This window comes from Pseudomonas sp. SIMBA_068 (genome assembly GCF_046534705.1).
Classification (GTDB): Bacteria; Pseudomonadota; Gammaproteobacteria; order Pseudomonadales; family Pseudomonadaceae; genus Aquipseudomonas; species Aquipseudomonas putida.
Genome location: NZ_JAWRYI010001723.1, coordinates 1 through 233, shown reverse-complemented (window position 1 = coordinate 233; position 233 = coordinate 1). Strand labels below are relative to the sequence as shown.

1 pseudogene is annotated in these 233 nt (G+C 56.7%); it reads right to left on the bottom strand.

What is annotated here, in order from left to right:
• Positions 1–233: pseudogene (locus tag SB756_RS35645) on the bottom strand (acyl-CoA synthetase FdrA); the annotation flags it as partial.

Here is a 233-nt window from a genome sequence, read left to right as displayed (position 1 = left end):
CCGTAACGCGTGAAAGCAGGCAAGCCAGGCGTGCGGCCTCATCCAGCGAGGAGGCAAACCAGACATTCTCGTCGCGGGCCACCGCCGGGGTATAACCTAAAAACAGCGCCACCGTCGGTTTGCCGGTTGCTTTCATGGCATTAACAATTTTCAGACGCACAGCTTCGGCAGGCGGTTTTGAAACAAATGCCAGCACTTCGCTTTTCTCGTCTGCACTGAGCATTTCCAGCGCC